24 protein-coding genes and 1 pseudogene are annotated in these 26,326 nt (G+C 58.5%); 18 read left to right on the top strand and 7 right to left on the bottom strand.

Annotated elements, in window-relative coordinates:
* Nucleotides 1–45: 45 nt before the first annotated feature.
* Nucleotides 46–2,355 carry a 5-methyltetrahydropteroyltriglutamate--homocysteine S-methyltransferase gene (gene metE / locus GY33_RS0109995; RefSeq protein WP_031387202.1) on the bottom strand — a complete coding sequence of 770 codons (2,310 nt, stop codon included), beginning with the start codon at nucleotides 2,353–2,355 and terminating at the stop codon, nucleotides 46–48.
* A gap of 107 nt (nucleotides 2,356–2,462) precedes the next feature.
* On the opposite strand from metE, the gene GY33_RS0109990 reads away from it, so the two are divergent.
* The 4 genes from GY33_RS0109990 to GY33_RS21790 all read left to right on the top strand — a co-directional run bounded on the left by GY33_RS0109990 (nucleotide 2,463) and on the right by GY33_RS21790 (nucleotide 5,093).
* Complete coding sequence (locus GY33_RS0109990) at nucleotides 2,463–3,389, top strand: LysR family transcriptional regulator (RefSeq protein WP_031387201.1); 927 nt, start codon at nucleotides 2,463–2,465, stop codon at nucleotides 3,387–3,389.
* Nucleotides 3,390–3,642: 253 nt separating this feature from the next.
* A complete protein-coding gene (locus GY33_RS0109985) occupies nucleotides 3,643–4,401 on the top strand; it encodes a DUF4382 domain-containing protein (RefSeq protein ID WP_152555158.1) in 759 nt (252 codons plus the stop codon).
* 37 nt (nucleotides 4,402–4,438) lie between these two features.
* Nucleotides 4,439–4,984 (top strand): carboxypeptidase-like regulatory domain-containing protein, encoded by a 546-nt coding sequence (locus GY33_RS0109980; protein WP_200874858.1) that lies wholly within the window; start codon nucleotides 4,439–4,441, stop codon nucleotides 4,982–4,984.
* On the top strand, nucleotides 4,971–5,093 hold the full coding sequence (locus GY33_RS21790) for a hypothetical protein (RefSeq protein ID WP_268746641.1): 123 nt from the start codon (nucleotides 4,971–4,973) through the stop codon (nucleotides 5,091–5,093). The genes GY33_RS0109980 and GY33_RS21790 overlap by 14 nt, the downstream gene beginning before the upstream one ends.
* A 110-nt stretch (nucleotides 5,094–5,203) precedes the next feature.
* Here GY33_RS21790 and GY33_RS19140 read toward each other — a convergent pair.
* The 4 genes and pseudogenes from GY33_RS19140 to GY33_RS21535 form a co-directional block, all read right to left on the bottom strand.
* Nucleotides 5,204–6,371: pseudogene (locus GY33_RS19140) on the bottom strand (IS4 family transposase).
* 282 nt (nucleotides 6,372–6,653) lie between these two features.
* Entirely contained in the window at nucleotides 6,654–7,181 is a 528-nt protein-coding gene (locus GY33_RS21245) for a hypothetical protein (RefSeq protein ID WP_031387198.1), read from the bottom strand.
* A gap of 40 nt (nucleotides 7,182–7,221) precedes the next feature.
* On the bottom strand, nucleotides 7,222–9,237 hold the full coding sequence (locus tag GY33_RS0109960; protein WP_031387197.1) for a TonB-dependent receptor plug domain-containing protein: 2,016 nt from the start codon (nucleotides 9,235–9,237) through the stop codon (nucleotides 7,222–7,224).
* A 38-nt stretch (nucleotides 9,238–9,275) separates the two neighbouring features.
* A complete protein-coding gene (locus GY33_RS21535; protein WP_200874857.1) occupies nucleotides 9,276–9,539 on the bottom strand; it encodes a CopG family transcriptional regulator in 264 nt (87 codons plus the stop codon).
* A gap of 257 nt (nucleotides 9,540–9,796) precedes the next feature.
* Here GY33_RS21535 and GY33_RS0109950 point away from each other — a divergent pair, with 257 nt between their 5' ends.
* The gene (locus GY33_RS0109950; protein WP_031387195.1) at nucleotides 9,797–10,303 is read left to right on the top strand and encodes a tetratricopeptide repeat protein; all 507 of its coding nucleotides are present in this window, start codon (nucleotides 9,797–9,799) and stop codon (nucleotides 10,301–10,303) included.
* An 87-nt stretch (nucleotides 10,304–10,390) separates the two neighbouring features.
* Here the strand turns inward: GY33_RS0109950 and GY33_RS0109945 are convergent, their stop codons facing one another.
* Nucleotides 10,391–10,732 carry an iron hydrogenase small subunit gene (locus GY33_RS0109945; RefSeq protein ID WP_031387194.1) on the bottom strand — a complete coding sequence of 114 codons (342 nt, stop codon included), beginning with the start codon at nucleotides 10,730–10,732 and terminating at the stop codon, nucleotides 10,391–10,393.
* An 18-nt stretch (nucleotides 10,733–10,750) separates the two neighbouring features.
* Nucleotides 10,751–11,998: a [FeFe] hydrogenase, group A gene (locus GY33_RS0109940; protein ID WP_031387193.1), complete on the bottom strand. Its 1,248-nt coding sequence runs from the start codon at nucleotides 11,996–11,998 to the stop codon at nucleotides 10,751–10,753.
* Nucleotides 11,999–12,543: 545 nt separating this feature from the next.
* Here GY33_RS0109940 and GY33_RS0109935 point away from each other — a divergent pair.
* The 13 genes from GY33_RS0109935 (at nucleotide 12,544) to GY33_RS0109875 (ending at nucleotide 26,320) form a co-directional block, all read left to right on the top strand.
* A complete protein-coding gene (locus GY33_RS0109935; protein ID WP_235185503.1) occupies nucleotides 12,544–13,404 on the top strand; it encodes a DUF3450 domain-containing protein in 861 nt (286 codons plus the stop codon).
* Entirely contained in the window at nucleotides 13,401–14,777 is a 1,377-nt protein-coding gene (locus GY33_RS21695) for a MotA/TolQ/ExbB proton channel family protein (protein ID WP_035271742.1), read from the top strand. The genes GY33_RS0109935 and GY33_RS21695 overlap by 4 nt, the downstream gene beginning before the upstream one ends.
* Nucleotides 14,777–15,409, top strand: coding sequence for a MotA/TolQ/ExbB proton channel family protein (locus GY33_RS0109925; RefSeq protein WP_084185048.1), 633 nt, complete (start codon nucleotides 14,777–14,779; stop codon nucleotides 15,407–15,409). The genes GY33_RS21695 and GY33_RS0109925 overlap by 1 nt, the downstream gene beginning before the upstream one ends.
* A 29-nt stretch (nucleotides 15,410–15,438) precedes the next feature.
* Complete coding sequence (locus GY33_RS0109920; RefSeq protein ID WP_031387189.1) at nucleotides 15,439–15,843, top strand: ExbD/TolR family protein; 405 nt, start codon at nucleotides 15,439–15,441, stop codon at nucleotides 15,841–15,843.
* Nucleotides 15,840–16,487: an energy transducer TonB gene (locus GY33_RS0109915; RefSeq protein WP_031387188.1), complete on the top strand. Its 648-nt coding sequence runs from the start codon at nucleotides 15,840–15,842 to the stop codon at nucleotides 16,485–16,487. The genes GY33_RS0109920 and GY33_RS0109915 overlap by 4 nt, the downstream gene beginning before the upstream one ends.
* Nucleotides 16,488–16,678: 191 nt before the next feature.
* A complete protein-coding gene (locus tag GY33_RS0109910; RefSeq protein WP_161788464.1) occupies nucleotides 16,679–17,872 on the top strand; it encodes a tetratricopeptide repeat protein in 1,194 nt (397 codons plus the stop codon).
* Between the two features lie 77 nt (nucleotides 17,873–17,949).
* A complete protein-coding gene (locus GY33_RS0109905; RefSeq protein ID WP_031387186.1) occupies nucleotides 17,950–19,920 on the top strand; it encodes a TonB-dependent receptor plug domain-containing protein in 1,971 nt (656 codons plus the stop codon).
* Nucleotides 19,921–19,951: 31 nt separating this feature from the next.
* Nucleotides 19,952–20,722: a DUF4198 domain-containing protein gene (locus GY33_RS0109900; protein WP_031387185.1), complete on the top strand. Its 771-nt coding sequence runs from the start codon at nucleotides 19,952–19,954 to the stop codon at nucleotides 20,720–20,722.
* A gap of 95 nt (nucleotides 20,723–20,817) precedes the next feature.
* On the top strand, nucleotides 20,818–21,297 hold the full coding sequence (locus GY33_RS0109895; RefSeq protein WP_035271740.1) for a hypothetical protein: 480 nt from the start codon (nucleotides 20,818–20,820) through the stop codon (nucleotides 21,295–21,297).
* Between the two features lie 319 nt (nucleotides 21,298–21,616).
* Complete coding sequence (locus tag GY33_RS0109890) at nucleotides 21,617–22,735, top strand: iron ABC transporter substrate-binding protein (protein WP_031387183.1); 1,119 nt, start codon at nucleotides 21,617–21,619, stop codon at nucleotides 22,733–22,735.
* Between the two features lie 76 nt (nucleotides 22,736–22,811).
* Complete coding sequence (locus GY33_RS0109885) at nucleotides 22,812–24,872, top strand: TonB-dependent receptor plug domain-containing protein (protein ID WP_031387182.1); 2,061 nt, start codon at nucleotides 22,812–22,814, stop codon at nucleotides 24,870–24,872.
* A gap of 74 nt (nucleotides 24,873–24,946) precedes the next feature.
* On the top strand, nucleotides 24,947–25,663 hold the full coding sequence (locus GY33_RS0109880; RefSeq protein ID WP_031387181.1) for a DUF4198 domain-containing protein: 717 nt from the start codon (nucleotides 24,947–24,949) through the stop codon (nucleotides 25,661–25,663).
* Between the two features lie 45 nt (nucleotides 25,664–25,708).
* Nucleotides 25,709–26,320: an FmdE family protein gene (locus GY33_RS0109875; protein WP_031387180.1), complete on the top strand. Its 612-nt coding sequence runs from the start codon at nucleotides 25,709–25,711 to the stop codon at nucleotides 26,318–26,320.
* The last annotated feature ends 6 nt before the right edge of the window (nucleotides 26,321–26,326 follow it).

The following is a 26,326-nucleotide window of genomic DNA, read 5'->3' as shown; positions in this document are numbered from 1 at the left end:
CGAAAAAACGCGGCCCGGGCATCCCCGCGTCGCAACCAATCCGGATCATGATTCGAGAGAAGCTCGCAACACCATTGCCGCGGCGACCATATTGGCCAGGGCCGGGAGCACCTCGTTCCACTGGCGGGTTTTCAGACCGCAGTCGGGATTGACCCAGAGCCGTTCGGCGGGAATTTTGGCGGCAGCCTTGGTCAAGAGATCAACAATATGCTCCCTGCCCGGAATGTTGGGCGAGTGGATGTCATAGACGCCGGGGCCGATTCCGTTGGGATAATTGAAATCGTCGAAGGCCTCCAGCAGTTCCATGTCGGAACGCGATGACTCAATGGTGATCACGTCGGCATCCATGTCGGCTATCGACGCGATGATGTCGTTGAATTCCGAATAGCACATGTGGGTGTGGATTTGCGTCTCGTCAGCCACGCCGTTGGCCGTAATGCGGAAGGATTGCACCGCCCAGTCCAGATATTCCTTCCACTGCGCCTCGCGGAGCGGCAGGCCTTCGCGCAGGGCCGCCTCATCAATCTGGATCACCTTGAGCCCGGCTTGCTCCAGGTCCAGCACTTCCTCGCGGATGGCCAGGGCAAGCTGCATGCAGGACACGGAACGGGGTTGGTCGTCGCGCACGAAGGACCAGTTCAGGATGGTCACGGGGCCGGTCAGCATGCCTTTCATTGGTTTTTCGGTCAGGGCCTGGGCATAGGTGATCCATTCCACGGTCATGGCCTTTGGACGACGAATGTCGCCAAACAGAATAGGCGGCTTCACGCAGCGCGAGCCGTAGGACTGCACCCAGCCGAACCGACTGAAGGCATACCCCTCCAGCTGCTCGCCGAAATATTCGACCATGTCGTTGCGTTCCGCCTCGCCGTGCACGAGCACGTCCAGCCCCAGCGCCTCCTGTTCGCGGACGCAGCGCGCGATTTCGGCGTGAATGGCTTCCTTGTAAACGGCCTCACTGATCTTTCCAGCCTTGGACAGGCTGCGGACCTGGCGGATTTCCGGCGTCTGGGGGAAGGAGCCGATGGTGGTGGTCGGGTATTTCGGCAGGCTCAGCAGTTGGGCCTGTTTCGCGGCGCGCTGCGCGAAGGCGCTCACGCGCCGGCCCATCTCTTCGGTGATCCCGGCCAGGGCGGCCTTGACCGCGGGATTGTTGACCCGCTGGGACAGACGGCGCGACTGGATGGCGGCCTGATTGGCCCGCAACCCGGCTTGCACCGCCTCACGGCCCTGGTTCAAGGCCGTGGCCAGCAGATGCACTTCCTCCAGCTTCTGCCGGGCAAAGGCCAGCCAGGATTTGATTTCCTCATCGAGCTCCGTTTCCATCTCCAGGTCCACGGGGACATGCAGCAGGGAGCAGGACGGCGCGATCCACAGCCTGTCCCCGAGCTTTCGGGCCACCGGCTCCAGCCGGTCAAGCGCGGCGTTCAGGTCGGTCTTCCAGACATTTCGGCCATTGACCACGCCCAGCGACACCACGCGATCAGAGGGAAGCCGCGTGACAAGAGGCTCGACTTCATGCCCGGCGTTGACGGCATCCAGATGTACGCCCTGGACCGGGAGTTCCGCGACCAGCGGTAAATTCTCCTCCAGCGAGCCGAAATACGTGGCCAGCAACAGCTTGATCTTGCCGGTGTTCAGGGCCTGATAGGCCGCGGCGAAAGCCTGTTGCCACGCATCGTCGAGTTCCGTGACCAGGATCGGCTCGTCGATCTGGACCCATTCCACGCCCTGCCTTGCCAACGCTTCCAGCAGTTCGACATAGACCGGCAACAGACGGGGCATCAGGCGCGGCAGCAGAGCGCGTTTGTCGGAGCCGTCCCTTGTTTTGCCCACGGCCAGGTACGTAACCGGGCCGATGATCACCGGCTTGGCCTTGACGCCATTGGACATGGCTTCGGCCACCTGGTCCGTCAGGGACGATCCGTCGAGCCGGAATTCGGTATCAACGCCGAACTCAGGGACAATGTAGTGATAGTTGGTATCGAACCACTTGGTCATCTCCCCGGCGGCCACCCCGTCCCGGCAACGCGCGTGTTCATCGGCCGCTGGGGCTGAGCGGCCCCGGGCGACGCGGAAATAATTGTCCAGGGGGTCTCCGGAGAGTTCTCGCACCCGTTGGGGGAGATTGCCGACCATGAAGCTCGTGTCCAGCACCTGATCGTAGAAGGCGAAGTCGCCCACGGGCGCCAGATCCAGAAACGCTTGATCCAGCCAGTGACGTCGACGAAGATCCGCTGCCAATGCTTTCAGTTCGTCGAGGGATGACTGGCCCTTCCAGTATGCTTCCAGGGCGAATTTGAGTTCGCGTTTTGCCCCGATGCGTGGAAAGCCGAGATTGTGCGTGCGTACCATGTTGACTCCTGTTATGAAAATTGAAAAATGAACCATTGGGGAGTTTGGTAGCGGTTGCGACCCATGAAGTAAAATGGTATTTTTACATAAAAGGATGAAATCTATTCATGAATAATCGACCTTCTCCCCCCCTCCTCGAGCGGACGCACCTGGAGATCATCCGCGCGGTGGACCGGCACGGCACACTGACGGCAGCAGCCGTGCATCTCCATCTCACGCAATCCGCGCTGAGTCACTGCATGCGCAAGCTTGAGGGGCAGCTTGGCCTGGCGCTCTGGCGCCGCGAGGGCCGCGGCCTGTGTCTGACGCAGGCCGGGGAGTATTTGTTACGGACCGCCAACCGCCTGGGGCCGCAATTCACCCACGCCGAGGAGCGTCTCCGGCAGTTTGCCCGAGGTGAACGCGGCACGCTGCGCATCGGAATGGAGTGCCACCCCTGCTACCAATGGCTGTTGAACATCGTGGAACCCTTTCTGGCCGAATGGCCCGCGGTGGACCTGGATGTGAAGCAGAAGTTTCAGTTCGGCGGCATTGGCGCGCTGTTCGGCTACGAGATCGACCTTTTGGTAACGCCTGATCCCCTGCGCAAAACCGGCCTGCTGTTCGAACCGGTATTCGACTACGAACAGGTCCTGGTGGTCGGCCCAACGCATCCGCTCCGCCATGTGGACCATGCGCTCCCGGAGCAGCTTGCCGGAGAAACCCTGATCACCTATCCGGTCGCCACGGACCGGCTCGACATCTACACGAACTTCCTGACACCCGCGGGCATCAGCCCCAAGCGGCACAAGCTGATCGAAACCACCGAAGTGATGCTGCAGATGGTCGCCAGCGGTCGCGGCGTCGCCGCGCTGCCGCACTGGCTGGTGCGGGAATACGCTGACCGGTTTCCCATCTTTGCGGTGCGACTTGGCCCCGAAGGAGTCGACAAGCGGATATTCCTCGGCATCCGCGAACCGGACGCCGAGATCGACTACCTCCGCGCGTTCCTGGAATTGGCGCGTGGGCTGCGCAATAAGAAAGCAGCTTCATGAAGAGACAACGGGTACGATCAAGACTTGGGAGATGTCCGTTTCGCGGAGAATTGTTGTGTGTTGCATATGCCGAGCAGTCACGCTGATGATTGCCTGATTTTTTAAATTGTAGCACTTTTAAAGCATCTAACACGAACTATTGCAATGCAATATCTTTTCCAGTACCTTTCAAAAAAATGGCAACCCATCCCGGCCCGCCAGTTTATGCCGGGACACATTTCAACCACGCAACCTTATTCACCTGGAGGACTGTATGCGCATGTTCCAACGGCCCCTGTTCGGGGCGCTTATCTGCTGTGCGATTATCCTGCTGACCATGTCCGGTCAGGCCCGGGCCGGAACCTTGCAGTTTTTCGCCAATGGCGAGGAACTGGCCACTGAGGGGTTCCTGGCCCCCAAGCTGACCAAGGACGGTTGGACCCTGACCTTCAGCCATATCTTCGTCAACCTGGCCGAAATCACGGCCTATCAGGCCGATCCGCCGTATGACGCGCACAAGGGCGGTCCCGTTTCCGCCAAAGCCCAGGTCGCTTTGGAGGGGACGCATGTCGTCGATCTGGTCATGGATGCGGGAGATGAGCCACCAGTCCTGGTTGGCGAGGCAGCCAATGCGCCCGCGGGTCATTACAACGCCATTTCCTGGAAAATGGCCAAGGCCAACGGTGGTCCGCTGGCCGGATACTCCATGGTCTTGACCGGCAAGGCGGAAAAGGACGGGCAGGTCGTCAACTTCCAGCTCTATTCCGGCGAAGAGCGGACCTATCGCTGCGGGGAATTCGTGGGTGATGAGCGCAAGGGCTTTCTGGAGCAGGGCGGGTTGGCCGATCTGGAAATGACCTTCCATCTTGACCATGTTTTCGGTCGGGCCGACAAGCCCGCGGACGACCAGATGAACGTCGATGCCCTTGGTTTTGCTCCTTTCAGCGACGGTGCAAAGAAACACGACCTCAAGCTCAAGGGCCTGCACATCGGCCATGCCGGCGAAGGGCATTGCAGCGTGGAGTGGCATTAGTCAGGGTTCCAGTAAACCTTTTGGGGCGCATTCCTGAGTGCGCCCCAAATTTATTACGCTCTCCAGGCATTTCGTTGTTCAATCTGCCGTTATTTCCTCCACTCACATGAACATCCTGCGCAAAACAATCTTCCTGTTTTCGTTGTTCGCGGTATCCGCCCTCATCCCCCCGGCGTCTCTCTTTGCCCACGGCGCGCTGTTGGAATATACGTTCACGCCGGGCATCACAGTCCATGCCCTGTATGACACAGGCCAACCCATGTCCGAAGCGCGCATAACGGTTTTTGCTCCTGACAATCCGTCAAAGCCCTGGTTGACGGGAAACAGCGACGAGGACGGACGTTTCAGCTTCATCCCCGACCTCGCCTTAACCGGAACCTGGAGCATTCAAGCGCGGCTGGCCGGGCACGGAGCCATGGTCCACATCGACCTTGACCAAGATGAACCAGCGCAAGCGCTACAGCCCATGGCACCAGGATTCAATACGGGGCAACGCTGGTTGATGGCCGCCAGTATCATCTGGGGATGTATCGGCACGGCACTTTATTTCACCAAAAGGAGAGGACGCCATGCCCATCCCTGACGGCATCCTGCCCCTGCATGTCACCCTCGGAGGTTACGCGGTGGCCATGGCTACAACGAATTTTTGCATCCGCAAGCTCAGGGAAGCAGGTAGCACCGCACCCCGATAATTCCGATAGAAGGAGTGCTGACCAGCTTCGTGGCCGTCTTTTTCTGCGCGCTCAGCCAATGTTGTTGCATGGCGTTTGAGATATTTTCCAGCACACTAGTGTCCCAACGTTTAATCAAAGAAACTCAACTGGTTAGTGTTTGGCCGAACTTCGTTTTCGTAGCTGTAATTTCCAACTATCTGTAATAATGGATTTCGTTCAAAGATGTTCACGCTTAAAATCTGTAGAATTGTGTAGAGTGAAGCATTGATTTTGAGTTCTTTTTTCATGATGGCTACAATCAAAAAAGTCGAAATTGCGATCCAGATTTGCGTTTTGACCGCATTGGCTGAGTTCCCATAGAAACGCTTTATGCGCAAATTTTGCTTTATCCACTTAAAAAACAGCTCCACTTGCCAACGATAGCGGTATAGCTCTGTGATAGTGAGTGCTGGGAGAACAAAATTGTTGGTTTAAAAATACGTATGTTTTTTGGCTTTCCGGGTCTTTGTATTTCACCCTGCGTAACTTTTCTGGATAATTTTTGGATTGGTAATAGCCAGTCAGCACTACGGATTGGTCGCAAATCAGACCTGTTGTTCGATCGACCTGGTGAGAAAATATCCTGTTGCATTGAAGATTCGATTTGGCCCGGATTACAAAAAAGGCTGCCCTTTGAGAAAAAACATGAAGGCGCCTGAAGTCTACGTAACATCGATCCATGACATAAAACGATCCAGCCTCGATTGGCAGTATATCCAACACGTTGACGTCGTGGAGCTTTCCGTCGGATATGTGGATAAAGGTCGGAATATTCCCTCGTAGGTCCAGCAATGTGTGCAGTTTGATGGCCCCCTTCGACTTGCGAAAATTGGCCCAGGGGAACATGGCTAGGCATAAATCTATGGTTGTGGAATCCAAGGCGTAGGCAGTATTTTGCAAATCGAGATCGAATTCGTCGTCGATATAAAGGTTGCGGGCGATCTGAATTAGGTGTTGAGCAATATCCGCATAAATTCTCCAGTCTCGGACTTTGTTGGCATTGGCTAAGGTATTCCTGGAGACTTGAGCACGAATTCCCATGTGGTAAAGCTTGCCTTGCTGGGAACGTAAACAGGCCTCGATATCTCTGAGGCTCTCTCGGTAAGTCAATTGTGCAAATGCCATGCATAGAAACTGGTCGAGGCAGGAAAATTGATGAACTTTCCGGTTTCCATCGTAGCGTTGAACAATTCGCCGAAACATGTGCAACGGCAAATAGTCCATGATCTGAGAAAATATGAGCTTTCCAGTTAACACCGCATACCTCCTGAAAAATGTTGCAAGAGGTATAAGGTACTAGCTGCTGGATGTTCAAATCGGTAACAGCCAAAAAAGAATAAAAAGTCATATTTTACAGGGTCTTAAGCATTGATTGATGAAAAACGTTGGGACACTAGTGTTTCCAGCACTTGCGAAAAGCTTGATACAGAATCCTGGTTTATTGAACCAGGATTCTGCGTCCTGATTCACATCAATATTCAGCGTTTTCTTCAACCGGTGCATCGAACGTGATACGTTGGTCTAATAAATTGCGCGATTTTAGCCCGCTCCGCACACTTTTCTTACGCTCGCCAGCTTATTTTTTATTTCCAACCGCCTGAAGACGCAAGGAAATATTTCTCTTGCCATCTTTACATCGCTTCGCCGTGACGTATGTTCGTGATGATCAATACCACTTCCAGCGAAAAAGGAGGCATCATGAGAGGAGATCACGAACATAAGCACGTTCACGCCCATGAGCATACCCATGAACATGAGCACGAACATGAGCACCCAGGCATCGGCAGGCATGCGCACAGGCACGTGCATGTCCATGAACATGATCATCTGCACGAACACCAGCACGAGCACGATCACCACGGTCCGGAAGGCGTGCATGACCATGGGCATGGCGAGGACCACGGCCCCCACGAGCACGACCACCCGGACCACGCCGGCCTCCCGCATGAAGACCATACCCATTAGTTTTTCAAAGCCGTCCGTCCCGCCGCCTGGAGATAAATCCTTGGTCAGGCGGCGGGACGGGGATTGCTTCGATCCGCCATTGATCGAGACCTGTCCTGCCATTTGCCCTTCATCACGCCTGCCAATCAAACCCTTTCCAAATTCAGAACATCACCCGCCAGTTCAGATACGCGTTCAGTCCCGGCTCGCGCAGTTCCACGCCTCGCGAGGTGGCCAAATAGTTGCCGTATGTCTCATCGAAAATGTTGGTCACGCCCAGGACCACGGCGTGCCGCAGTCCGGCCAGGGTGAAGTCGTATCCGGCCCTGGCGTTCATGGTGATCCAGGCGTCGGAGTGCTCCGTGTCTCGCGGCACGCGGGTCTGTTTCGCGGCCCACTGGCCTTCCAGGGTCCACCACAGGCCTGAATCCATCTTCTGCGTAACCCCGAACAGGCCGTTCAGCGGGGCCACGAAGCGCAGCCATTCGTCCGCGGATTTATCCTTGCCCTGGGTGTAGGCGATGTTTCCGAATACGGTCCAACTCGGGATGAAATCCCACTCCAGGGACAGTTCAGCGCCGTACAATTCCGCCTTGGAGACGTTGCCCATTCGGTACAGGCTCGGATCGATGAGCTCGGGGACGATGTAGTCGCGGAGCTGGTTGTAAAACGCAGCGCCCGAGGAACGCACGGTTCGGCCGGTGTGGTGGATTCCGTATTCGAAGAACAAGGAGCGCTCGGGATCGAGGTCCGGATCGCCCACTTCCACCACGCCTCCGACGAGGTTGATGTTCTTGAACCGCTCCAGGATGTTCGGGGTCCGGTAGCTGCTGGCGGCCAGGGTGGTCATGGACCAGTCCGGGGCGAAACGCCAGGTCAGCCCGGCGTGCCCGCCCCAACTGGCGTCGTTTGCGGTCTTTTTTGCAATATCCTCGGTTTCCTTGTTGGCGACGCGCACATAGTCGGCCCGGGCACCCAGGTTCAGGCTCCAGTTCGTGCTGAGTGCCCAATCGTCCTCAGCGAAGACCCCGACGGACGTTTGGTCCGTCTCGGGAGTCGGCTTGTCCGATATGGACGTTCCGGCAACGGTTCTGCGCACCCGACTGGAATCCATATGCCAGTTCCAGGCGTCCACCACGGCCACGACCACATGGTCGCCAAAGGCCATGACGTTCTTCCAGTTCCCGGACCATGTGGCATGGTCCGCCTCAGGCCTGATCCAGGCCACCGCGCCGGAGGTGAAATTGTCGATGCGTACCCGTCGCTCGATCAATTGATAGGACAGTTGCAGGGTGGATTCCCGGAGCAGGGAGTCTTCCGGGGTAAAAGAATGGCTCAGTTCCACGAGCCGACGATTGTTTCCGGCCAGGGTCACGTCGGCGTTGACCGGCAGGGGGGCCATGCCCGTTCCCGGGACGCCGATCTCCGAACCGTCCAGGTGCTGGTACTGGAATTCGGTCACGTTGTACTCGTTCCATTTGAATCCCGCGGCCAGCTTGGCGGAAAAGTCCTCGAATCCACTGTTGCGGACCTTGTCGCCGTTTCCGTCCTTGTAATCCGAGAAGTCCCGGTAGCCGATGGAGCCCCAGAGCCAGGACCTGGGCGCGTTGTAGGAAATGATCTGGTGCACGTCTCCGCCTCCGGGATTGGAACCGCCGCCCAGGGAGGTTTCCGCGTTCCAGGCCGGGGCGTCCAGGAACCGGCCTTTCTTGGTGATGATGTTCACCACCCCGCCGATGGAGCCCGAGCCGTACAGGGCGCTGATGGGGCCTTTAAGGACCTCGATGCGCTGGATGTCCTTGGGGTTGACCAAGCCGAAGCGTCCGTTGATGTCCGTGGTCACGTTGACCCGTGCCCCGTCGATCAGAAAGACCACGGCGTCGCGCCCCAGGCCGCGAATGTTGACGTCCCCGCCCCAGGCGGACTCCGAGGACTTGTCCACGCCTGGAAGACGGACGGCCGCGTCCGTCAGGCTCACCGGCGCGGTTACGGCAATGGTTTCGGCATCAACAACGCCGACCCCGCCGGGTGTTCCGGAAACCGGCGCGGGTATGCCGCGCGCCGTAACCGTGACCTGCTCCAGAGCCACGCCTTTACTTGACTCGCCTTCGTCCGCCGTGACCGTTGCCGCAAAGAACAGAGCGCAGGCTCCAACAAGGATGCCGATCATCCGTTTCATTTCCCATCTCCCTTGTCTGGTGGTTTGGTGAGTTGACGTCAGAACAACACGGATTTGACCCTGACCCCGGGCACCATGCCCAGCCTGCCGGTCAATGCGCCCAGTTCATCCGTGGTGGCTCTGATGATCACGGCCATGACCCGCTCTTTGGAGGCGGGAAACATGGTCACGTTCTTGATGATGCCGTGGCTGCTTTCCAGTATCTCCGTGATTTTCGTCGTCATGCCGACGGCATCGGATATGGAGATGCCCACGACACCGCTCCTGCGCATATCGTGCTGCTCCAGTTGATTAGTGGACATGCTTGTTGTCTCGCTTTTAAGTGCGTATAGAGCATATTATATACTAAATAATAACATAAATCGAATTTCAATATTTGCCCGGAATGCGTATTAAAGTTCTTAAATTGATTGAATAATATCGTCACATACTTGCTTTTAGTACTGGATTTAGGCATTGCCTTTGTGTTTGAATAATGCGGCTGTATAATCAATAAATAATATTGATGTCGAAATCCGCCTGCTTTCAATCCTCAACATCCCGATTCCCAGGAGGAAACATGAAACCCATCGTCTGGTTGCTCATCGCCCTGTCGCTTGCCTTGTTGGCCTCTCTTCCCGTCATGGCCCAGGATCCGTGCCACCAACCGCCCCGCAACCTGATTCGCTTCGGGGAACGCTTTTTGGCCATGGGCCGAGTTGACGCCGCCATTGCCCGCTTTTCCAGCGTCATCGACTGTCACCCCGGGACGTCCTATGCCGCCGAGGCCCACAGCGACCGGGGCGTGGCCTATGCCAGACAAGGCGATCTGGACAAGGCCATGGGTGAATACGAAGCAGCTCTGGCCATCAACGAATACCCTCTGGCCCGCTTCAACATGGGCAAGGCCTGCATGGAGGTGTTCCAGGCATCCGGCGACCAGGACATGCGAGACAGGGCGCTTCGTGAGTTCCGACTTTTTTCGGACTATTTGCGCAACGGCTCGAACTTTCCGGATGTGATCGGCTTTCAGAAGGATGAGATCGTGGAGTATGTGCGAGAGGCCATTGAATCTTTAGAATACTGAACAGGCTGCGCATCGGTAAATGCAACCCTGAGGGTCAGACCAACCCTTCCCTTCAGGTTGCACGGAGGTGTTTTCTCGGTCGAGCGGCTAGATTTTCAGCTTGATGCCCTTGGCTTTCAGTTCCTTGATGTCCGCGCTGCGGTCGAAATAGCGGGTGTGCAGCAGTTTATAGGCCGTTTTCCCGGTGGGGCCATCAGAGAGGAAACCGTCCTCGGCGTAGATCTTCTTGATCATCGGGTTGTCCTGGGATTTTCGGATCTTGTAAACCTTGGCGTCCGCTTCGTAGACCCCGACCTGACGCTTTCCGATGAAATCCATGGCAGCGGCCTTGGCTTCGCGGACAAAACCCACGCCCATGGCGGCCACGGCAGTCACGGCCACGGCGGCCTGCAAGAAACCTCGGCGGGTTAATTCAAAAGGCTTGTTCATAGTGTCCTCCTTCCTCACTTAAACGGATTTGAGATTGAATCGGTTCCGGTAGTCGGCGAAGAGATTCGACGAGTTCTTGACCAGCAGCAGGTTCGGATCCAAAGGCTGCCCGCCGCCGTTCACGCATCCGCCGGGGCAGGTCATGATCTCGATGAAGTGATACGGGGATTTCCCGGCCTTGACTTCCTCGCAAATCTTCTTGGTGTTCTCCAATCCGCTGACCACGGCCACCCGGACCTCGCCGAAGTTGGGCACGTCCACCGCCGCGGCGACAATGCCCTGGCTGGCGCGCACGGCCTTGATCTCGGGATCCTTCAGCTTGTCACCGGAGAGAACCTCGTAGGCATACCGCAAGGCCGCTTCCATGACCCCGCCGCTGGTGCCGAAGATGGTCGCCGCGCCGGTGGACTGGCCCAGGACCGGGTCTGGCTCCTCATCCTTCAAGTTGGCAAAGTCGATCCCGGCCTGTCTGATGATGTAGGCCAGTTCCCTGGTGGTGATGGTGGCATCGATGTCCCGGAATCCACTGGCCGCCATCTCGACCCTCATTCCCTCATACTTCTTGGCCACGCAGGGCATGATGGACACGGTGTACATCTTTGAGGGATTCACCTTGGCCTGCTGGGCGCCGTACGTCTTGGCCAGGGGGCCGAGCATGGCGATGGGCGACTTGCAGGTGGACATGTGCGGCAGGATTTCCGGATAAAAAGTCTCGCAGAACTTGACCCAGCCGGGACAGCAGGATGTGAACTGCGGCAGCGGATAGTTCGGATTGGGCTTGGCGACCCGGTTGATCAGCTCCGTGCCCTCTTCCATGATGGTCAGGTCGGCGGTGAATTCGTTGTCCCAGATCAGATCAAACCCCAGCTTGCGCAAAGCCGCATGCATCTTCCCACCCACGTAGGTTCCGGCGGGCATGCCGAAGGGCTCGCCCAGGGCGTACCGCACGGCCGGAGCGGGCATGGACACCACCACGGTGTCCGGATCCTTCAGGGCCGCCATGATTTCGTCCACGTAAGAAATCTCTTCGTAAATGGCGGCGTAGGGACAGTTGGTCAGACACTGGGCGCAATTGATGCAGGCTGCCGGAGAGACGACGTACCGGCTGCCGTCGGCCTTGACCTGGATCGCGCCCGTGGGACAGATGTCGTCGCAGGTCCCGCACTGGACACACTTGCTCCCGTCCACCTGAACCATGGAAAACCTGTTCGGGTCGGCATTTTTCGGGGCCGGCCCCTTCATGGGGACCAATTCCATTTCTCGCATCTTGTTTCCTCCTTCAAACCGTTAAACATAACTTTCGAGAAGAGCACCTCCGCCAAAAATAAAATATCATAATACATGCTACTAGCTGTGCATATATCTTGAAAAGATGTGATGTCAATCTCTGAGCAAAATTCGGGCAATTTTTCACATATTGATTGTGCGTCGATTCGCATTGGACCGTCTTTTTCAAACCTGCTTGTCGCCGAGCCCGCATCATCCACCCCCCCCATCTCTCGCCTAAACTTCTGATTTTTCGAATTATTCCACCGTTCCAGAGTGGGAACAATACAATGAAGACATGCGAATGGATAACACGAAGTCCTTCTGCAAGTGGCACGCTAAGTTAAATTTTCACATTCTGTTGTCAATTTCGCTAAAATCGTATATATTGTTGTCAACAAATTTGAGCAATGGTTAACTTTTCAAGGCCATTAACTGTGAAATCTTAGCGACATCCGGACTCTTTCGAATTTGCATCGAGATTTGCGTGGAGTTGACTTCAGGAGGGGACAGTGCAGTTCGGTCAGTGTGGTATCTTGTTGAAGGTGTTTATTATTCTCGGATTCCTGGCGGGTATCTGGTCCGGGTCGGCTTGGGCTTCGGAGCGAATCCCGAGAATCCTCGAAACCGAGGATTCCATCCTGCGCCAGGCTCAGGAATCCCAGACCCGGGTGGACGCCATGGCCGATGAGACCCTCAGGTTGGTCCAGGAGTACCGCGACCTGCGGCGCGAGCAGGAGAATCTGGCCGTGTACAACGCCAACCTGGAGGACATGGTCCGGTCCCAGGAGGCTGAGATGGTTTCGCTGGAGCGCCAGATCGAGGACATCAAGGTCACCCAGCGGGAGATCGTGCCCTTGATGCTGCGCATGCTGGGCGGACTGGAGGCCTTCGTGGCCGCGGACCTGCCGTTTCTCCTGGATGAGCGGATGGCCCGGGTGGAGGGGTTGCGGGCCTTGATGCGTCGGGCTGACGTGGACGTTCCGGAAAAGTTTCGCCGGATCATGCAGGCTTATCAGACCGAGGCCGACCACGGCAGGACCATCGAAGCCTTTCAGGGCGAGCTGGTCACGGATCACGGGCCCGGGCGCAGCGTCGAGTTCCTGCGCATCGGTCGGCTGGTCCTGGCCTACCAGACCCTGGACAGAAACGAGAGCGGTTTCTGGGAGCCTCGGAACCAAGCCTGGACTCCCCTGGAGACCCGCCACAATCAGTCCATCCGCCAGGGCCTGCGCATCGCGGCCCGGCAGGCTGCTCCGGAACTGATCCAGGTGCCGGTTACCGTCTCCATGCCGTGGATGGAGCCGGTTGCGTCGTTTTCTCCAGGAGCAAACGACGAACCCGGCAACGTGCCTGATCCGGAGCCCGTGGCCGAGCCGGACACCGGAACGGAGAAACAGCCATGACCCGCTTCTCCGGAACATTCGCCGCCATCCTGGCCGCTCTGACATTTCTGGGCTCGTTTGCTTGTCCACCGGTCATCGCCCAGTCTTCAACCGTCGGCCTGGACGCCTTCCTGGAGCAAGTCCGTCAGCGTGCCAAAAACGAGGAACGGATCAACCAGGAACGGGAAAACGAATTCCGGGCCGACTTGGACGCGGCTCGCGCGAGAATCCAGGAGGCCCGCTCCGCGATGCGCGCGGAACAGGACCGCCAGGAACGCCTGCTTACGGCCTACGACGCCAACGAGGCGACCCTCACGGAACTGGAGGCCACCTTGCGCGAGGAGCAGGGCGGGCTGGGAGAGATGTTCGGCGTGGTGCGCCAAAGCGCCGGGGATTTTCACGCCCAATTTCTCGGCTCCCTGGCCATGGTCGACAAGCCCGAGGCCCTGGAGTTCCTCGGCCAATTGAGCGACAGCCGCGCCCTGCCGAGCATGGCCGAGCTGGAGCGGATGTGGATTCTGGTTCTGGAGGAGATGGTCGGCTCGGGCCGGGTGGACCGCTTTGTCGGCGAGGTTGTCCTGCCGGACGGATCGAAGCTGGCCAAGGACGTGCTCCGGATCGGCGCGTTCAACTCCGTGGCCGATGGGCGGTATCTGTCCCATGTCCAGGGCCGCAACCAATTTCTGGAACTGCCGCGCCAACCCCAGGGCGGACACCTGCGTCTGGCCCGTGAGCTGGAGCAGGCCAGTCCGGGCGAGACGCGCTTCTTCGCCCTGGACCCCTCCCGGGGCGCGATTCTGGCCCATCTGGTCCAATCGCCCACGCTCATTGAACGGATCAAGCAGGGCCGGGAAATCGGGCTGATCATCCTCGGCCTGGGCCTGTTCGGGCTGATCCTCTTCGTGGTCCGTTTCGCGATTCTGATCGTGATGGACCGCCGCATCCAACGCCAACTGCGCTCAGAAACAGCCCTGCCGGACAACCCTCTGGGCCGGATTCTCCAGGTCAGCGGCACCAACCACAGCGTGGACCCGGAAACCCTGGAAATCCGGCTGGACGAGGCCGTGCTCAAGGAAATCCCCCGCCTGGAACGGGGCCTGCGAACCATCAAAATCCTGGCCGCCGTCGCGCCGCTGTTGGGCCTTTTGGGCACGGTGGTGGGGATGATCGAAACCTTCCAGGCCATCACCCTGTTCGGCACCGGCGATCCCCAGCTCATGGCCGGAGGCATCTCCCAGGCCCTGGTGACCACGGCCCTGGGTCTTTCCGTGGCCATCCCCCTGCTCTTCCTGCACAGCCTGGCCGCGGCCAAGAGCCGAGGGCTGGTGAACATTTTGGAGGAGCAGGGCGCGGGGTTGCTGGCCGAACATATTCAAAAGGCGCGGGGAGGGTGATGATTGAGCCGATTCTCAACCTGCAACGATTTCTGGACGCCGGAGGTCCGGTCTTGTGGGTCATCCTCCTGGTGGCCGTGGTCCTCTGGACCCTGATCATCGAGCGCTACTGGCATCACTGGCGGGTATTTCCCCGGGAACTGTCCGCGGTGCGCGCCCGGCGTTCCAGGTTGCCACCCCAGGAGCGCCGCATCGCCCGGATGTTGCTGCGCAAGGACGTCTCCGAACTGCGCCAGGGCCTGACCCGCTCCCTGACCGCCATCCGCACCCTGATCGCGGCCTGCCCGCTGTTGGGGCTGCTGGGCACGGTCACCGGGATGATCCATGTCTTCGACGTGATCGGCTTCAGCGGCACGGGCAATCCCCGGGCCATGGCCGCGGGCGTGTCCATGGCCACCATCCCGACCATGGCCGGGCTGGTGGTGGCCCTGTCCGGCTTTGTCTTCAGCATCCGCTTGCAACGCGGCGGCGAAGCCCACGCCCGGGAGGCCGAGGATGTGTTGAAGCGGGATATGCTGGAGGGGGAGAGGAAGGCAGGAGTCAGGAGTCAGGAGTCAGGAGTCAGGAGTCAGGAGTCAGGAGTCAGGAGTAAAAAACATTTAACCGCAGTCATTTCAACCGTTGAACAGTGAACCGTTGAACCATTGAACCCCCCAATCCCATGCGCCGCAGACGACGATACGACGAACAGGATAGCGCCCAGATCGACATGACCTCGATGATGGATGTGGTGTTCATCATGTTGATTTTCTTCATTGTGACCACTTCCTTCGTCAAGGAGGCGGGCATTGAGGTGAACCGGCCCACCGCGGCCAGCGCGGAGCGCCAGGAGCGGGGCAACATCATGATCGCGGTGTCCGAATCCGGCGCGATCTGGATCGACGGGCGTCAGGTGGACGTGCGGGCCGTGCGGGCCAACGTGGAACGGCTGCGGGCCGAAAACCCGGAAGGGGCCGTGGTCATTCAGGCCGACGAGGCCTCGCGCACCGGAATTTTGGTCCAGGTCATGGATCAGGTCCGGCTGGCCGGGGTGCATAACGTGGCCGTTGCCGCGAGCAAGCCATGAACACCCCGGTTCGATTCGGCGTTTCCCTGGTCCTCGGCCTGTTGGCCGCGGTGGGGCTGTTCCTGCTGATGAATTTTCTGGTCAGCCGGGGGGAGGCGGGGATCGAGGCTCAGCGCCGCGAACCACTGCCCCAGTTCATCCGCATGGACGACCAGGAACAGATCGTGCGCCGCCGGGAGCGCGAAAAGCCCGAGCCGCCCGAGGAAATCAAACCCATTCCCCGCCTGGAGGCCGTGGCCACGCCCAAACAACCCACGCCCCAGCCCCCGGCCTTCGATCTTCCCCGGTTCGACTTCCCAACGGACCTGGCCCTGGCCGGTCTGCCCCTGGCCGCGCCTCCACCGGCGCCAACAGGACCAGTGGCCTACACCCAGTCCCTGACGCCCATCTCCCAGGTTCCGCCTCAATATCCGGTCCGGGCCAGACGCCAGGGCATTTCCGGCTGGGTGCGCCTGGAATTCGTCGTCAACCCGGACGGCTCGGTCCGCGACGTCTCCGTGGTGGAGGCCGAGCCCAGAGAAGGCATCTTTGACCAGGAAGCCGTCCGCGCCCTGAGCCGCTGGCGCTTTCATCCCCAGATGCAGGACGGCAAGGCCGTCCCGGCCATCGCCACCATTACCATTGTCTTCAATCTGGAGGGATGAGCATGGCGTCTGGACTCAAGTCAATTCCGCACAGCCTTTTTTCCCCTCCAAACTGTAACGCCTCGCACTGGATTCCCGCCTGCGCGGGAATGACTGTTTCGACGACACCTTCCCTTTCAAGTCATTCCCGCGCAGGCGGGAATCCAGTTTTCTTTCGCTTCCTCCTCATTATCGGCTTTTTTGGTTTGTGGTTGTCGATACTCTGCGTAGTTCCGACGCTTTGCCCCGACTCCGTCTTCGCCAGCCAACCCACGGTCTCCCATGCCGCGCACCAACAACTCAGCGCGGCTCAGGACCTGCTGCACGCGGAACAATGGGCCGAAGCGGATGTACTCCTGGAGGGATTCCTTCAGGAGTTCCACCGAGAACCCTACGCCCTGGCCCTGGCCTGGCAGATGCGCGGCTTTTTGTTCAGCGAGACCGACCACCGGGAAAAAGCCCTGGAAGCCTTTGACAAGGCCCTGGAGCTGGACAGCCTGGACGAGGCCTCGCGCTTGCGGGTTTTGGCCAACACGGCCCAGATCCTCGAGCTCCTGGGTCGCCACGACGAAGCCGTCCGGCGGATGACCGTATGGCTGGACCAGGCCGACGTCATCGCCCCGGAGCAACGGGTCCGGACGGCCTGGATCTATTTCGAAGCCGAGCGGTACGAGGCGGCGGCCCGCCATCTGAAGATGGCTATCCAGGAATCGCTTCAGGCCGGGACCAGCCCAGTGGCCGAGTGGTACGACATGCTCCTGGCCGCCCTGCACCACGGCGGACAATACGCGGAAATGATCCGTTGGCTGCCCGGAATCATGGAGCAGTGGCCCACGGACAAACGCTACTGGCAACAGCTCGCCGCCGCGCACCTGCAACTGAACCAGGAGCGCCAGGCAGCCGCCGTACTCACCGCCGGTCACCACAAAGGGGTCTTCGATCAGCCCCAGGACATCCTCCAGGTGGCCCGCATGCTCCGCCAGGCCGAAGCCCCTTTCCTTGGAGCCGGAATTCTGGAGCAGGCCCTGAACAACGGCCGCATCCCGCCCACGGAAGACAACCTGAACCTGCTGGCCGACACCTGGGTCCAGGCCCGGGAAATCCGAAAAGCCGCGACCACCCTGGTCCGAAAAGTCGAACAGAGCGAGGACTGCGCCACCCGCCTGCGCATCGGCCGGTTGTTCGCGCAGATCGAGGACTGGAGCGCGGTCGCGGAGCAGATGGAACACGCAACCGGAACCAGGTGCGCGGAAGTCCGGCCCGAAGCCCTGCTCCTGCTGGGCATGGCCGCGTTTCACCAGGGCCGACTTGAGGAAGCCCGGGCGACCTTTGCCCAGGCCAAGGAAGAGCCCAAGGTCCGCCGTCAGGCAGAGTTATGGCTGGAGGGCATCCGCTCCGGGGGATGAGATTTCAACAGAGGCGATCACCGCCGTGGATGGCCCGCGACGGTGACATTCGAACACACAACGAAGGAGGTTGGGGAATGCGATTGTCATGGAAATTTGGAACCGTCTTGCTTTCGGCTCTGTGCCTGGCGGCGACGTCCTTTGCGGAGGAGGCCCCCAGACAGGCCGCGGAAGTCGAAGAATACGTGGTCACGGGAACCAGAACCCGGCACACCTTGCAGGACGTGCCCGTGGAAACCCAGGTCATCACCCGCGAGGACATTGAGCGAATGCCCTCGCAGAACATTCTCGACGCGCTGAAAACAGTGCCGGGCATCAACGTCTCCACCCTGGACGACGTCATGGGCTCGGACAACATCCGTTCCACCATGCGCGGTCTGCAATTCAACGAAGGATACGGTTTGATCCTTATCGACGGGCAACGCGTGCACGGCGAGATGGGCGCTCACGGCGACTACGGCATCAGCCTGAACCAGATCCCCTTGAGCATGATCGAGCGCATCGAAATCGTGAAGGGAGCCGCCTCCGCCCTGTATGGATCAGACGCTTTGGCCGGCGTAATCAACATCATCACCCGCAAAGCCCCCAAGGAAACCACAGTGTTCGGCGGAGCCGCCTATGGCCGCTACGAGGTGACCAAGCGTCAGGACGTTTCCGTGAACAAATCCAGTCGCAACTACTACCGGGCCAACGCCGGTTTCGGCGGGCCGGCTCTGGGCAACTCCGGGTATTTTTTCCAGTACAGCTATGAGCAAGACGAAGGTATCGCCTTCGATCCGGCGACGACCAATCGGCACAGCCTGATGGGCAAATGGAACACGGACATCACGGAGAATCTCAGCATCAACCTGGGCGCGAACTACGGACGTGCTCGACGCGACCTGGACAACCCCGTGGCCGAATACGACCGGGAGTATGACTCCTATCGCTTTTCCGGCGGGCTCAACTACACCATCGGTGATCACGAAGTCGTCCTGAACGGCTCCACCTACTGGCAGGACTTCATCAACGGATATCCTGGATTCGACCATGGATACCGCGACGGCAAGATCGGCTACGACCAAGCCGAGCTTGTCTACCATTGGTACACGGACTGGAACATCCTCACCGTAGGTGGGGCGACCCAGCGTCAGCACATGGATTATTTTTCCAGAAATTACCTGCGCGGCGAGGAACAGTCCACGGTCACCGTGGACAGAAACGTGACCACCAACAGCCTGTTCGTGCAGGACGAACTGATGCTTTTTGATCGTAGGTTGACCCTGGTTCCCGGCGCGCGTCTGGAGGACCATTCCACCTTCGGTACGGAGATCAATCCCAAGTTCAGCGCCATGTATCGGGTCTTCGATGCCACGACGCTGCGCGGCTCCGTGGGGAGAGCCTTCAAGTCGCCGACCATTCGCCAGCTCTACTATGACGGCCTGGTGCGGCACGGAGAATACTACATGCGCTCCAACCCCGACCTGAATCCGGAGACCGCCTGGACCTATTCGCTCAACCTGGAGCAAGGGCTGATGAACGATCGGCTGACCTTCAACCTCGGATTTTTCTACTCCGATCTCAAAGACATGGTCGTCCGCCAAGCTACCGGAGAAATCGCTCCGGACGGAATCCCCATTGAAAGCTATTTCAATGTCGAAAAGGCCCAAATCCAGGGAGGCGAACTCTCTGCCCGACTGACCTTGAGCGATGCTTTTTTTCTCAACGCGGGATTCAGCTACACCGATTCCGAGAACAAGGATACGGGTTTGGATCTGCCATATGTTCCCAAATATACCTTCTCCCTGGCCCCGACCTATGTATTTCAGCCCTGGGACGTGGGAGCGAGCGTGATCCTGACGCAAGTCGGCAAGCAGTACCGCAACATGGCCAATACCCAGGAATTGGGCGCGCACGCCACCATCGACGCCCGCATCTGGAAGCAGTTCTCCAGGCTCGCGAAAGTATCCGCCGACTTCAAGAACATCACCAATTCCGACAGAGGCGAAGGCGACTACGCCCACCGCATGGGCCGCAGCATCGGCATCAACCTGGAGATCGAATTCTAATGGTCTTCGAAGGCAAAAGAGGCGAACTGCCATGAACAGAAAACTACTTGCATGGCCGGCACTTGTCGCAGCGGCCCTGATCTTCCTGCCTATCCTGGCCCAGGCCCATTATCCCTGGCTGAACATGCAGCAATACCAGCTTCCGGAAAACAGAACGGCGAACCTGACCATCGGCTGGGGACATGCCTTCCCGTATGATGGGTTCATGAAGCAAGATCGCGTAGAGGACTTATATATCCTTGCCCCCAGCGGCACCAAGGTCGATGTCGAAGCCAAATCCGAATTGGAATTCGCATCCGTGAATCCTCTGGAGTCCGGAGCATACTTGGTCGTCGGCCAGCCCAAGGGCGGTTACTGGACAAGGACGGCCACAGGTGGACGTTCACAGCCCAAGAGCGGCCTGGACAACGTCATCGGCTGCTCCTTTTCCGTGAACACCATGAAGGCCGTGCTCAACGTCGGCGATGCCGACGGGAATGTGGACGCAGTAGTCGGCCATCCGTTGGAGATCGTCCCCCTGGCCAATCCCGCCACGCTGAAGACTGGCGGCTACCTGCCCATCCGCGTTCTGCTGAACGACGAACCGTATAACGGCTTTTTCAACGCCACATACGCCGGTTTCTCTTCGGAATCGGACGTCTTTGCCTACACGGCGCGAACGAACGCGGACGGAGAAGGCCGACTGCGCATCCTTAACCGAGGGATCTGGCTGATCAAGGTCGAGCACCAGGAAGCCTATCCGGATCCGGGTGTCTGCGACACCAGGACCTATCGGGGTGTGCTCACCTTCGAGGTGGACTAACTCGTTCCGAAAAAAACGCGCGCCCGGACCCGTGAAGCGGTGTCCGGGCGCATTCATTTGCCCCGAAGACAATCAGGACTTTTGGAGAATCCATCATGTCGGCACGCTCAATCATCCTTGCCTTGCTACTTTGCCTTTTGTTCCCAGCCGCCACCGCCTCGGCCCACGGCATGCACTACCGCGTGGACGAGAAAGGCGTCAGCGTCCGCTTCTTCTACACCCAGACCGACCCGGCGAGTTATTCCACCTACGAGATTTTCGGCCCTGATGAAACCATCCCGCACAAAACCGGCAGGACGGACAAGAACGGCTTTGTTTCCTTTCTGCCGGACAAGGCCGGAACCTGGACCGTCTCCGTCGCCGGCGAATCCGATCACGGCCTGCACCCCAAGACCGTCACCGTCGAAATCGGTGAAGGACTATTCGTGGATTCCTACAAAAAGCCCCTGGTGGCCGAGTACCTCACCGCGTTCATGGGGCTGAGCGTGATTCTGTTTCTGTACAGTTTATGGGTGCAGTTACGGCGCAAAGACAATAACCAACGCGATTCAAAATCGGCTAGCAAGCCGTTGTGACTGGTTCAGCGATAAAACTGAGCATCATGGTATGACGCTAACCGACCTAGGTTTTTACTTCGCCATAGATGAGCATTTGCCTTGTTCAAGGAGCATCAGACCATTGAAATGGCCTTACCTGCAATACATGTCGTCCAGACTGTAACGGCATTCCACTTTCTAGAAAATTCTATCGACAAGTCTACCGTAAAAGGTTCTGGAACAGAGAATGGTCCGTGGGACAGCAACACGTCCACCGCACCCAGGTAGAACGTTCTTAACCATTTTGTATCCGAACCGTATCGAAATCAGAAACATGCTCGAACATGGAGGATTGATAATGCGATTTTTGAGCATCTTTGGCGTTGCTTTGTTTTGGGCCTGGAGTTTGGCAACACCGGCTTATTCTGCGGAGAGGAACAGGCAGATCACGGACGCGGCCGGTCGGGTCCTGACCATTCCAACTCAGGTGGACCGGGTTATTTGTTCCGGCTCCGGCTGTCTTCGGCTGTTGACCTATCTGCAGGCACATGACCGGATCGTGGCCGTGGACAGCATTGAGGTGCATGGATCGCCCATTGACGCCCGGCCCTACGCCATCGCCAATCCGCAATTCAAGAGCTACCCCATTTTCGGGGAATTTCGCGGTCACGACAGCCCTGAACTCATCGCCGGTTTGGACCCGCAGCCGCAGGTCATCTTCAAGACGTCCGCGGGCCGCGGATATGATCCGGAACAGCTGCAGGGCAAGACCGGCATCCCCGTGATCACCGTGGAATACGGCAACCTGACCTATGGCCGCCCCAAGCTCAACCACGCCCTGCGGCTGATGGCGGACGTCATGGGCGTTCAGGACCGGGCCGAGGAGGTCATCGCCTACTTTGACGCCCTGGAACAGGATGTCCGGCAGCGCACCGCGGATGTGCCCGAAAACGAGCGGCCCTCCTGCTACATCGGCGGCCTCGGCTTGAGCGGACCGCACGGCTTCCAGTCCACGGAACCGTCCTTTGCGCCCTTTGCCTTCACCCACGCCAACAATGTCGCCGGGGAACTGGCCAAACACAAGGAGACGTCCTCCCACGCCAATGTCTCCAAGGAGCAGATCATCATCTGGAACCCGGAGATCATTTTTATCGACGTCTCCACCATGCGCCTGGATTCCGCGGCCAACGCCGTGGAGCAACTGCGCAACGACCCGGCGTATCAAAGTCTGTCCGCGGTTCTTGCCGGGCGGGTGTACGGTCTGTTTCCCTACAACTCCTACACCCAGAACTTCGAATCAATCTTTGCCAACGCCTACTACGTGGGCAAGGTGCTCTATCCGGAGCGTTTCGCGGTCGTGGACCCCATGGCCAAGGCCGAGGAGATCAGCACGTTTCTGAACGGGGGGTCGGCCTTCGCGGAGTTGCAAAGGCAATTCACGGGCATGGCTTTTGGCCCGATCACCGTGCACGAATAGTTTGTCCGGGTATTTTGTCGGCGCTTTGTTTCATTTTTTTGAATTTTCTCAACATCTTCAATCAAGGAGGAAGGTCATGTTCAAATTCAGGCTGCTGCTGCCCGCCTTTGTACTGGTTGCTGCCTGCGCGCTTCCAGCCATGGCTCAGGAAGGCGAGGTGCATCGCATGGAGTCCGTCGTCGTATCCACCACCAGAACGGAAATCCCGGTTTTCGATGCGGCCCAGGACGTCACCGTGCTCTCCAGCGAAGAGATCATGGCCTCGCCGTTTGAGCGTGTGGAGGACATCGTTCGCAGTGTGCCGGGCATCCACAATTTCCGGCACTATGGCTTGCAGACCAACGGCATTGTCAGCCCCCTGATCATGCGCGGCGTGGGCAAAAACCGCGTTTTGCTGCTGGTGGACGGCGTGCCCCAGAACGACAACTTCAATAACGGCATCGCCTGGGTGGGCTGGGGGCACATCCCCAAGGAAACCATTGAGCGCATCGAAATCGTCCGCGGCCCGACATCCGCCCTGTACGGCTCCGAAGGCCTGGGCGGCGTGATCCATATCATCACCAAGAAGCCGTCCGCGCAACGCAAAACATCGGTCCGGGGACAGGCGGGATCGGCCAACACATATGAAGGATCTGGCTTTCACAGTCAGACTTTCGGCGATTTCGGGGTGATGCTGGCCGGCGGCTACGAAGACAGCGACGGCTTTTACATGAATGAAGAATCAGAACGCCAGGATTACGAAATCAAGCGCTATCGCAAGCTGGGACGCATCCTGGGCAAGGCGGCCTACAACCTCGGTCCGGATACCGACATCTCACTCAGCGCCCTGTACTACGACTATGAAGGCGGCCAAGGCCGAAAGTACTTCTACAACGAAATGGCCCTGGACCAGTACTGGCTCAATTTCTCTCATCAGGCTGGTTCCTTCGACCTCAAGGGGTTGGTCTACCTGAACCGCGTTGATAAGACCGCCTTTCAGGATACGGCCAACGACAACTACACATCCGCGTTCCGTGATGAAAAAATGAAGGGCACGTACACCTGGGGCGCGGATCTGCAAAGCACCGTGGAACCCCTGCCCTGGGTGCCAGTGACCTTTGGACTGGCCTTCAAGGAAGCGGTCTGGAATTACGATGAGGACTATCCGGGCGACACCCGGGACGCCGGGGCCGAGGGCAAGCAGCGCACCATCTCGCCTTTCGTGAACATGGACATGCGGCTTTTGGAGGACAATCTGATCGTCAATGTCGGCGCTCGTTACGACTGGATCGAGACCCGCGACGGCATGAACTACGACACCCAGGCCAGCGCGGGGAAGCCCGCGTACCGCAATTTCTACGACACTAACCGGGAGAACAGCTTCTCGCCCAAGCTGGGTGTGGCCTTTCACCCGGACGACAAAACGACTCTGCGTGCATCGGGGGGGAAAGGCTTCCGGGCCCCCAGCCTGTTCGAACTGTACAAGGTCCATGTTCGCGGCGGGGGTACCTACTACCGCGAAGCCAATCCGGAGCTGAAGCCCGAGGAAATCTGGTCCTACGACATCGGGGCGGAACGCTACCTTTTGGACAATCTCTGGGCCAAGGTCGGCTTTTATCAATCCTGGGCCAAAGATTACATCGGCGACCGCCTGGTAAACACGGGAACCTTTGCCGGCGGAAGGACTCGGAGCGAATACGTCCTGGACAACATCAGCGAGGTGGACATCTACGGGTTCACCGCGGAAACGGCCTGGGATCCGATCCAGTACACCACGCTGTTCGCCAATTACACCTACAACATCTCCAAGATCGGCAAGGATGAGGAAAACCGGTCCCTGGAGGGCAATTATCTGACCAACGACCCGCAACACGCCGCGCACTTCGGCGTGCGCTACGCGGACCCGGCCATTGTCAATCTGACCCTGATGGCCAATTATTACGCCAATATCTATTATGACAACGAAAACACGAGCAAAAACAGTGGATACTGGACGGTTGACGCCGCCATATCCCGAAAATTCCTCGACCACCTGACCCTGTTCGTGAACATCGAAAACCTGTTCAACAACAAATACGACATCTTCCGCTCCGCTTCCACGGGCGATACCACCGCGCCGGGCATCATCGTGCTGGGCGGCGTGAAAGTCGAGTTCTAATCCCCACTCGCACCCCCTCCCGGATCGGTGCAAGTGCCTGACCCGGGAGGGGCATCAGCAATAAAGGAAACGTCATGCTCCACACAAGATTATGGCTCGGGACGCTGTTGCTTTGTCTGTTCACCGCCGTTCCGGCCTTTGCGCACTACCTGTGGGTCGAGCCCGGGGAGGAAGCCTATCATGTCCGGCGGGGGCTGATTCCCGACGGGATCGACGCTTTTGATGCGCGCCATATTACCGTAATCAGGGCATTTGACAGCAAAGGGCAGGGCACGGAGATCGAAAGATTCAATGAGCCGGACGGGGTTCGGATCGCTTTCGGCGTAAACCCGGCGGTCCTGGCCGTGACCGCGGAATGGGGGCATCGGGTGAACACCCCGGACGGCAAGAAATTTCTGTCGAAACCGGAGGCAGCGGAGCAAGGCTTCGAGGTGCTTTCAGCCTTCACGTCAACGCAGTATTCCAAAACCTTTTTTTCGTCGGGTGGGCTTTGGCGGGAACCTTTCGACATCCCCCTAGAGATCGTCGCGCTCTCGGAACAGGACAATCTGTTCCCAGGTGATATGCTGATCCTGAAAGTCCTGTTTAACGGAAAGCCCCTGCCGGATTGTCCTGTCAGATACAGCCTGTCCAAGGAAGAATCGCGCACGGATAAGGACGGCATTGTCCACATCCTGATTGCGGGGGACGGATGGCAGTCCTTTTTTGCCACCCATACCGAAGTCGAACCCGAAACATCGGACGTCGACTATCGGCAACTCATGAGCTTCTTCAATTTTTCCCTGAAATAGCCATGTATTCATTGACACTTTACTGGATCTATCCGGAGAACTCCCATGCACGACACGCTGACCCAAGAACACATCGACAAGGTCGTGGACTTTCACGGCCATGAATGCCCAGGCCTGTGGATCGGCATCCGCGCAGCGGAATTGTGCCTGCGCGAGCTGGGTCACAACGACGAAAACCCGATTACCGCCGTGGTGGAAACGGACATGTGCGGGGTGGACGGCATTCAGGTGCTGACCGGCTGCACCCTCGGCAAAGGCAACCTGATCCACAAAGATCTGGGAAAAATGGCGTTCACCTTCTACCGCGCTAGTGACGGCAAAGCCCTGCGCGCAATGTTCCAGCGGGAGGCCATGGGGCCGGAAGGCGAAGAAATGCGGGAGTTGATGAAAAAGGTGTTCTCCGGTCAGGCCACGGAAGATGAAAAGGAACGAGCCAAGTCGCTCAAGGCCACGACTCGCCGACGCATCTTCGATGTCCCTCTGACAGCCCTGTTCACCGTCGCCCCTCCGGCCGCCCCCGCGCCCCGCCCGGCAATAATCCTGGACAGTCTGATCTGCACGGCTTGCGGCGAATCCACGATGGAATCGCGCACCCGGCGCTTTGCCGGAGAGACCTACTGCATCTCGTGCTTTGAAGAGGTGGAACAAAAACACTGACCGTGA

Source organism: Desulfonatronum thiodismutans, assembly GCF_000717475.1.
Taxonomy (GTDB): domain Bacteria; phylum Desulfobacterota; class Desulfovibrionia; order Desulfovibrionales; family Desulfonatronaceae; genus Desulfonatronum; species Desulfonatronum thiodismutans.
The sequence above is the reverse complement of the archived record's forward strand: the minus strand, read 5'-3'. Positions and strand labels throughout refer to the sequence as shown.

Excerpts from the sequence above, each read along its gene's own strand:
- metE (WP_031387202.1), bottom strand. The coding sequence starts at position 2,355 with ATGGTACGCACGCACAATCTCGGCTTTCCACGCATCGGGGCAAAACGC.
- GY33_RS0109990 (WP_031387201.1), top strand. The coding sequence starts at position 2,463 with ATGAATAATCGACCTTCTCCCCCCCTCCTCGAGCGGACGCACCTGGAG.
- GY33_RS0109985 (WP_152555158.1), top strand. The coding sequence starts at position 3,643 with ATGCGCATGTTCCAACGGCCCCTGTTCGGGGCGCTTATCTGCTGTGCG.
- GY33_RS21790 (WP_268746641.1), top strand. The coding sequence starts at position 4,971 with ATGCCCATCCCTGACGGCATCCTGCCCCTGCATGTCACCCTCGGAGGT.
- GY33_RS21245 (WP_031387198.1), bottom strand. The coding sequence starts at position 7,181 with ATGGCAGGACAGGTCTCGATCAATGGCGGATCGAAGCAATCCCCGTCC.
- GY33_RS0109960 (WP_031387197.1), bottom strand. The coding sequence starts at position 9,237 with ATGAAACGGATGATCGGCATCCTTGTTGGAGCCTGCGCTCTGTTCTTT.
- GY33_RS21535 (WP_200874857.1), bottom strand. The coding sequence starts at position 9,539 with ATGTCCACTAATCAACTGGAGCAGCACGATATGCGCAGGAGCGGTGTC.
- GY33_RS0109950 (WP_031387195.1), top strand. The coding sequence starts at position 9,797 with ATGAAACCCATCGTCTGGTTGCTCATCGCCCTGTCGCTTGCCTTGTTG.
- GY33_RS0109945 (WP_031387194.1), bottom strand. The coding sequence starts at position 10,732 with ATGAACAAGCCTTTTGAATTAACCCGCCGAGGTTTCTTGCAGGCCGCC.
- GY33_RS0109940 (WP_031387193.1), bottom strand. The coding sequence starts at position 11,998 with ATGCGAGAAATGGAATTGGTCCCCATGAAGGGGCCGGCCCCGAAAAAT.
- GY33_RS21695 (WP_035271742.1), top strand. The coding sequence starts at position 13,401 with ATGACCCGCTTCTCCGGAACATTCGCCGCCATCCTGGCCGCTCTGACA.
- GY33_RS0109925 (WP_084185048.1), top strand. The coding sequence starts at position 14,777 with ATGATTGAGCCGATTCTCAACCTGCAACGATTTCTGGACGCCGGAGGT.
- GY33_RS0109920 (WP_031387189.1), top strand. The coding sequence starts at position 15,439 with ATGCGCCGCAGACGACGATACGACGAACAGGATAGCGCCCAGATCGAC.
- GY33_RS0109915 (WP_031387188.1), top strand. The coding sequence starts at position 15,840 with ATGAACACCCCGGTTCGATTCGGCGTTTCCCTGGTCCTCGGCCTGTTG.
- GY33_RS0109905 (WP_031387186.1), top strand. The coding sequence starts at position 17,950 with ATGCGATTGTCATGGAAATTTGGAACCGTCTTGCTTTCGGCTCTGTGC.
- GY33_RS0109900 (WP_031387185.1), top strand. The coding sequence starts at position 19,952 with ATGAACAGAAAACTACTTGCATGGCCGGCACTTGTCGCAGCGGCCCTG.
- GY33_RS0109895 (WP_035271740.1), top strand. The coding sequence starts at position 20,818 with ATGTCGGCACGCTCAATCATCCTTGCCTTGCTACTTTGCCTTTTGTTC.
- GY33_RS0109890 (WP_031387183.1), top strand. The coding sequence starts at position 21,617 with ATGCGATTTTTGAGCATCTTTGGCGTTGCTTTGTTTTGGGCCTGGAGT.
- GY33_RS0109885 (WP_031387182.1), top strand. The coding sequence starts at position 22,812 with ATGTTCAAATTCAGGCTGCTGCTGCCCGCCTTTGTACTGGTTGCTGCC.
- GY33_RS0109880 (WP_031387181.1), top strand. The coding sequence starts at position 24,947 with ATGCTCCACACAAGATTATGGCTCGGGACGCTGTTGCTTTGTCTGTTC.
- GY33_RS0109875 (WP_031387180.1), top strand. The coding sequence starts at position 25,709 with ATGCACGACACGCTGACCCAAGAACACATCGACAAGGTCGTGGACTTT.